The sequence below is a fragment of the Kineococcus siccus genome, from assembly GCF_009906795.1.
GTDB classification, from domain to species: domain Bacteria; phylum Actinomycetota; class Actinomycetes; order Actinomycetales; family Kineococcaceae; genus Kineococcus; species Kineococcus siccus.
The window spans coordinates 1-6,663 of record NZ_JAAALN010000220.1 but is presented as its reverse complement, the minus strand read 5'-3'; the positions used below and the strand labels follow the sequence as shown (position 1 = coordinate 6,663).

Annotated in this window: 5 protein-coding genes; 4 read left to right on the top strand and 1 reads right to left on the bottom strand. The window is 76.6% G+C overall.

Features of this window, described 5'->3' with window-relative positions; translation table 11 throughout:
• From GTR02_RS18380 to GTR02_RS18365, 4 genes are all read left to right on the top strand, one after another.
• Positions 1 to 1,206, top strand: a 1,206-nt coding sequence (locus GTR02_RS18380; protein ID WP_166608933.1) for a glycosyltransferase 87 family protein, incomplete at its 5' end; no start/stop codon positions are given.
• An 84-nt stretch (positions 1,207 to 1,290) separates the two neighbouring features.
• Positions 1,291 to 1,584 (top strand): WhiB family transcriptional regulator, encoded by a 294-nt coding sequence (locus GTR02_RS18375; protein ID WP_166608932.1) that lies wholly within the window; start codon positions 1,291 to 1,293, stop codon positions 1,582 to 1,584.
• Between the two features lie 79 nt (positions 1,585 to 1,663).
• Positions 1,664 to 2,638, top strand: a complete 975-nt coding sequence (gene pheA, locus GTR02_RS18370; protein ID WP_420814746.1) for a prephenate dehydratase — start codon at positions 1,664 to 1,666, stop codon at positions 2,636 to 2,638.
• Positions 2,639 to 2,780: 142 nt separating this feature from the next.
• Positions 2,781 to 5,330 carry an EAL domain-containing protein gene (locus GTR02_RS18365; RefSeq protein WP_166608931.1) on the top strand — a complete coding sequence of 850 codons (2,550 nt, stop codon included), beginning with the start codon at positions 2,781 to 2,783 and terminating at the stop codon, positions 5,328 to 5,330.
• 23 nt (positions 5,331 to 5,353) lie between these two features.
• Here GTR02_RS18365 and GTR02_RS18360 read toward each other — a convergent pair whose 3' ends face one another.
• Positions 5,354 to 6,466, bottom strand: a complete 1,113-nt coding sequence (locus tag GTR02_RS18360) for a diacylglycerol/lipid kinase family protein (RefSeq protein WP_205709575.1) — start codon at positions 6,464 to 6,466, stop codon at positions 5,354 to 5,356.
• Between the last annotated feature and the right edge of the window lie 197 nt (positions 6,467 to 6,663).

Genomic DNA, 6,663 nt, shown 5'->3' with positions numbered 1-6,663 from the left:
GCGCCGATCGTCCACCGCTACCTCGTCGCCTACCCCGACGACCAGTGGCAGGTCGACCTCGAGGTCTACCGCGAGGCCGGGCGCAGCCTGCTCATCGGCCGGCCCGTGTACCTCTTCGAGACCGAGGTGCCGCAGCTGCTGCCGTTCACCTACCCGACGTTCTCGGCCGTGCTGGCGGTCCCGCTGGCCCTCGTGCCGTTCGGCGTCGCCGGCTGGCTGTGGACGGCGTTCCAGCTGGCGCTGCTGTGGGTGACGGTGGGGGTGGCCTTCCGGCCGCTGCTGGAGCGCGCGGGGGCGCGCGCCGGGCTGGCCCAGGGGGCCGTGGCGGCCGCGTGCGTGTGGATCTCCCCGGTGGGGGAGGGCATCCGCTTCGGGCAGGTCAACGCCGTCCTCGTCGCGCTGTGCCTGCTGGACCTCGTCCGCGGCCGCGACGGCATCACCGTCGCGGGCCGCCACGTGCGCTGGCCGCGCGGGACCCTCGTCGGGCTCGCCGTGGCGATCAAGCTGACGCCGGGCGTCTTCCTCATCCACTTCGCGATCACGCGGCAGTGGCGGGAGCTGCGCAACGCCGTCGCCGCGGCCGTCGCCGTGACGCTCGGCACCTTCCTGCTCGCGCCCGAGGCGTCCGCGGAGTACTGGACGTCGGCGCTGCTGTCCTCCGACCGCCTCGGCCCCAACGCGGGCTCGTCCAACCAGTCGCTGCGCGGCTTCCTGCTGCGCCTGTACCTCTCCGACGGCCTCACGCAGGTGCTGTGGCTCGTGCTGGCGGCCACCGCGGCGGTCCTCGGCTACGGCGTCGCGCGGGCGATGTTCCGCCGCGGCTCGCTCGTCGGCGAGGCCGCGGCCTGCGGCATGGTCGCGATCCTCATCTCGCCCGTCTCGTGGCTGCACCACCTGCACTGGGGCGTGCTGGTGCTGGCCGCGGTGGTGAGCGACGGCCGGGTCCGGCGCCGGGTGGTCGTCGCCGCGGTGCAGCTCGCCGCGCTGTGGATCGCCTGGCCGTGGCTGGGGGCGAACCTGCTCGCGTCGCCGTCGGTGCCCACGGTCGTGGCGCGCGTCGTGCAGAACGGCGACCTGTGGTGGGCGATCGCGGCGCTGGTGGTGCTGCACCGGGTGGTCGGGCCTCGTCCGGGGTCACCCGAACAGCCCAGCGGGGGGCTTGACGAACCAGGGACACGCCGGTCGCCAATCACAGCCCGTGACTAAATCGTCGCTTAGCGTTTAAGGTTTGGACCTCCGGGGCAAAGACGGCGCACGACGGAGTGCCGTCAGCACCACTGAGGGGGAGCCGTGAACGACACGACACGTGGACTGCGACCGACCGTGGACGCCTGGGAGTGGCAGCTGGCCGGCTCCTGCCGCGACGCCGACCCCGAGCTGTTCTTCCACCCCGAGCTCGAACGGGGCGCCGCGCGCCAGCACCGCGACGCCGCGGCGCTCGCGGTCTGCGCCGAGTGCCCCGTGCTGCGGCAGTGCCGCGAGCACGTGCTGCGGCACAAGGAGAGCTACGGGGTCTGGGGCGGGCTGACCGAGGAGCAGCGCGAGAGCGCCTGGAACGAGCGGCGCCTGCGCCGGGCCAGCTGAGCGCTGCGGCGGACGGGGGACCCCGGCGGCGGCCGGGCCCCGCCGCCGAGGTCGCGGGCTACTGTGCTCGACCGTGCCCGTGACCCCGCCGCCGCCGCCCGCACCGACCGCCCTGCGGTACGCGTTCTTCGGGCCGGTGGGCACGTTCTCGGAGGCCGCGCTGCGCACCGTGGTGCCGACCGCCCCGGCCGAGGCGATGGCGAGCGTGGACGCCACCATCGAGGCCGTGCGCGCGGGCCGCGCGGACGTCGGGTGCGTGCCCATCGAGAACTCCGTCGAGGGCGGGGTCCCCGCGACGCTGGACGGCCTCGCGGCGGGGGAGCCGCTCGTGGTCGTCGCCGAGGTGGTCCTGGCCGTGAGCTTCGTGCTCGCCGTCCGCCCCGGCACGGCGCTCGCCGACGTGCGCACCGTGAGCACCCACTCCCACGCCTACGCCCAGGTGCGCAAGTGGCTGCACGCCCGGGTGCCGGGCGTGCAGTACGTGCCGGCCACCTCCACGGCGGCCGCCGCCGAGGCCCTGGCGCGCGAGGTCGCCGAGGGTGTCCCGGCCGGGTTCGACGCCGCGATCTGCGCGCCGTTCGCGGCCCGCCGCTTCGGGCTGGAGGTCCTGGCCGAGCGCATCGAGGACCGGGCGGGGGCGCAGACCCGGTTCGTCCTGCTGTCGCGGCCCGGCGTCGGGCCCGCTCCGGCCCCGACCGGTGACGACAAGACCTCCCTCGTCGTCTTCCTGCGCGAGGAGCGGCCGGGCGCCCTGGTGGAGGCGCTCGAGCAGTTCGTCACGCGCGGCATCAACCTCACGCGCATCGAGTCGCGGCCCGCGGGCGACGCCCTGGGCCGCTACTGCTTCTCGATCGACTGCGACGGCCACGTGGGCGACGCCCGGGTCGGCGAGGCGCTCATGGGCCTGCACCGCGTGTGCGAGAGCGTCCGCTTCGTCGGCAGCTACCCCCGCTCCGACGGCGGGCACGCCGTGACGGGCAACGGCCCGAGCGACGAGGCGTTCGCCGCGGCCCAGGCGTGGCTCGACCGGCTGCGGGCCGGCGCGGCCGGCTGACGCGCGCCGGCGCGCCCCGCGTGATCACCAGGGGTGTTCACGCAGGACGGTGAGCGTTACCGTGCACCTGATGTCTTCTAGATCATCCGTTCAGACCATCTAGAGGCTGGTGGTGTGACCCGATGACTGCACCGTGTCTGACGTGACGAGCCGAGCGCGGCCCCGGCGGGAGTGGCCCCCGCGGCCGACCCGGCGGACCGCCGGCATCCCCCTGGCCGCCGCCGCCCTTGCCGTCGCCGTGCTCACGGCCGTGGCCCTGGCCGTGCTCGCGCCCGCGGACAGCGCCGTGGTCCCCGTGCTCGTGGTCGTCCTGGTCCTCGTCCTCATCGGCACCCCCGCCCTGCTCGTGCCCGCCCTGCTCGACGAGGGTCGCCGGCGCAGCACGCGCGACGGCGTCCTCGACGTGGCCAACCGCGCCGGCCTCGCCGAGGAGTGCGCGGGCTGGCTGACGTCGCTCGCGGGCTACGACACCGCCGCGACCGTCGTCGTCGTGCACTTCGACGACCTGCGCGACCTGCGCCTGGCCCTCGGCGCGGACTCCGCGCGCGAGCTGCTGGCGGAGGCGGCCCGCCGCCTCGAGCGCCTCGAGGGGGCCGTCGTCGCGCGCATCGACCACGACTCCCTGGCCGTCGTGCGCCCCGTGCCCCTGGGCTACCGCGACACCGACGACGGCCTCAGCCTCGGCGAGCGGGAGGGCCGCGCCGTGCGGGCCGTGCTCCAGCCCCCCGTGCGCCTCGCCGCGCGCGGGCTCGAGGTGCGCCCCGAGACGAGCGCGGGCGTCGCGTGCGTCCCCGACCACGGCACCGACCTCGAGGAGCTGCTCGCCGCCGCCGACGTCGCGCTCGTCACGGCCGCCGCCGCCCCCGCCCGCGTCGCGGTCGCCGAGGGCGCCGCCGTGCTGGACGTCGAGGCGCTCGCGCTGCACGCCCAGCTGCCGGCGGCCATCGCCGACGGGCAGCTGCGCGTGCACTACCAGCCGCTGGTCGCGGCCGGCGGCGGCCGCCTCACGGGCGTCGAGGCCCTCGTGCGCTGGCAGCACCCCGAGCGCGGCCTGCTCGGCCCCGGCGCGTTCGTGCCGCTGGCCGAGCGCAGCCAGGCCATCCTCGGCCTCACCGAGTGGGTGCTGCGGACCGCCGTGGCCCAGACCGCGGCCTGGCGCGCCGCGGGGCACGACCTGGGTGTCTCCGTGAACGTCGCCGCACCCGTGCTGGGCGAGGAGTCCTTCCTGGGCACGGTGCAGGACGTCATCGCCGCCTACGAGCTGCCGCCGTCCGTGCTCACCCTGGAGGTCACCGAGAGCGCCCTGCTCGAGGACCCGCACCGGGCCGCGGAGCTGCTGGCCGCGCTGCGGGCCGCCGGTGCCCGGATCTCCCTCGACGACTTCGGCACGGGCTACACGTCGCTGACGATGCTGCGCTCCCTCGACGTCGACGAGCTGAAGATCGACCGCACCTTCGTCGACGCGGCCCCGCGGGCCGCCTCCGACGCCGCCATCGTGCGCGCCCTCGTCGACCTCGGGCACCGCCTGAGCATGGAGGTCGTGGCCGAGGGCGTCGAGGACGCCCGCACCGCCGACCTCGTGACGCGCCTGGGCGTGGACGTGCTGCAGGGCTTCCACTTCGCCCGGCCCGTGCCCGCGGACGAGCTGCTCACGGTGCTGCGCGCCGCGCAGCCGCGCGCGGTGCCCGCGGCACGGGGCGCCGTGCCCGCCGAGGAGGAGCAGCGGCTCGCGGCCGTGCGCCACGTCGTGCCGCTCATCGGGGCGTCCCAGCCGTTCTTCGACACCCTCGCCGCGCTCGCGGCCGCCGTCTGCGACGTCCCCGTCGGGGCGGTCACGGTCGTCGACGAGGAGCGGGTGCGCGTCCTCGCGGGCTGGGGCGACCCGGGCGCGGGCGGGCCGCGCGCCGAGCTGCCCTGCTCCCGCGCCGTGCTCGGCCGCGGCGTCCTGGAGGTCCCCGACCTCCTGCTCGACCCGCGGTGGGCCGACGGGGCCGCGAGCCGCGGCGGCATGCGGTTCTACGCCGGGGCCCCGCTCGTGGACCCGCGCGGGCGGGTGCTCGGCGTGCTGTGCGTCTCCGCGCCCGAGCCCCGGCAGCTGCTGCCGCGCCAGCGCGAGGAGCTCGTCGCCCTGGCCTCGCTCGGGGTGGAGCACCTGCAGGGCGCCGAGGCCGCCTCGGTCCTGCCGAAGCTGCAGGCGCTGCTGCAGGCCATGCCCGAGCTGGACCGGGCCGAGCGCCGCGGGGAGCTGCTGGAGTCCCTGGCCGACGCGTCGATCGACCTGCTCGGCGCGGACGTCCTGCTCGTCACCGGGCCGACCGAGCCCGACGGCGGGGCGTGGGGGCTGCTCGCGCAGCGGGGGCTGCCCGTAGACGCCTCCGAGTTCGTCATCGAGGTCGGTGACCTCAGCGGGGTCGCCCGGGCGATCCGGACGCAGCGCCCGGTCTGGGTGCCCGACACCGTGACCAGCTCGGTCCTCGACGCGGCGCACGTGCAGCGGCTGGACGCGGCGACCGTGCTCGTCGTCCCCGTGGTCACGGCCACCGGCGCGGAGTGGGTGCTCAGCGCCGTGTGGCAGACGCCGGCCCCCGACCTGCCCGCCGCGCTGCGCGACGGGGCCGTGGCCCTCGCCTCGCGCGCGGCCCGCCAGCTCGACCGCGCGTCGCTCACGACGGTCCCGCTCGCCGTCCCCTGACCCCGTCCGGCGAGCGGGCGGGGTCAGGGGATCGTGGGCGTGCGGACCAGCAGGACGCCCGCCTGGACCTCCATGCGCAGCCGGCGGGCCGGTCCGATGGGGTCGCCGTCCAGCTGCACCTCCTGCGGCTGCTCGCACCACAGCTCGACGCTGCGCCCGCGCGAGTGCTGCACGCGGCGCTGGCCCTTGCGGTCGCGCGTGAGGATCGCGAAGAACACCTCGCCCCAGCCGATCCCGCCGCGCGGCGACAGCACCACGGCGTCGAGGTAGCCGTCGTCGATGCGCGCGTCGGGCATGAGGACCAGGTTCTTGGTGAGCTTGCCGCAGTTGCCGACGATGATGCCGCGCGTGCGGACGTGGGTGGTCTCGTCGCCGACGCGCATCCGCACCTTGGCCTGCGGGCCCCACAGCGCCCGCGCCCCCGAGACGACGTAGGCGCCGTAGCCGAGGGTGCGCTTGAGGCGGTCCTCGACGCCGGCCATCATCGCGGCGTCGAAGCCGAGGCCGGCCATGACGAGGAACAGGTGGCGCTCGGGCTCGCGGTCGCGGCCCGTGCGGTCCACCTCCAGCCAGCCCACGTCGATGGGGTGGTCGGGCGCGGAGAACGTGACGTCCAGCGCGCGGGCGAGGTCCGTGTGGGGAAGGTCGAGGTTGCGCGCCAGCAGGTTCCCCGTCCCGGCCGGCAGCAGGCCCATGGGCACGCCCGTGTCCGTCATCGACTCGGCGACCGCGCGCACGGTGCCGTCGCCGCCGCACGCGAGCACGATGTCGACGCCCTCGGCGATCGCCTCGCGGGCCTGCGCCCCGCCCGTCTCCTCGGGGGTCGTCTCGTACCAGAGGGGGTCGGCCCAGCCGTGCGAGCGGAACGCCGCCGCGACGTAGGCCTGCCGCCGGCGCTGCGCCTCCTCGTCGAGGTCCGCGAACTTCGTCGGGTTGACCACGATGCCCGCCCGCCGCAGCCCGGTGGCGGGGTCGGTGGCCTGCGCCGCGGGCGTCCCGGCGAGGTGCGCGGCCGCGACGACGCGGTCGTGCGCGTGCGCCCGCTTCTCGCGCACCAGGAGTCCCGAGACCAGGAGCAGCAGCACGGCCAGGACGACCACGACGACGCTCGAGTCCAAGATCTCCGCGGCCGTCATCCGGCCACGGTAGCCGGGTGGCGGCCCCGGTCCCTGCCGCCCCCGCGCCCGCCGGCGGCGGCCCGCTGGGCGGAACGGGTGGTGCGAGGGGGCCGTGCCGGTGACGCGGGCCCGGCCGGGCTCGCGTCGCGGGTCCCGGCTGCCGATCAGCGGGTGCGCGCCCTCGCGCGCCCGACCTCCGAGGAGCCCCCGTGCCC

Bases quoted from the DNA above. Each gene is read 5' to 3' on its own strand.
- GTR02_RS18360 (WP_205709575.1), bottom strand. From the start codon at position 6,466: ATGACGGCCGCGGAGATCTTGGACTCGAGCGTCGTCGTGGTCGTCCTG.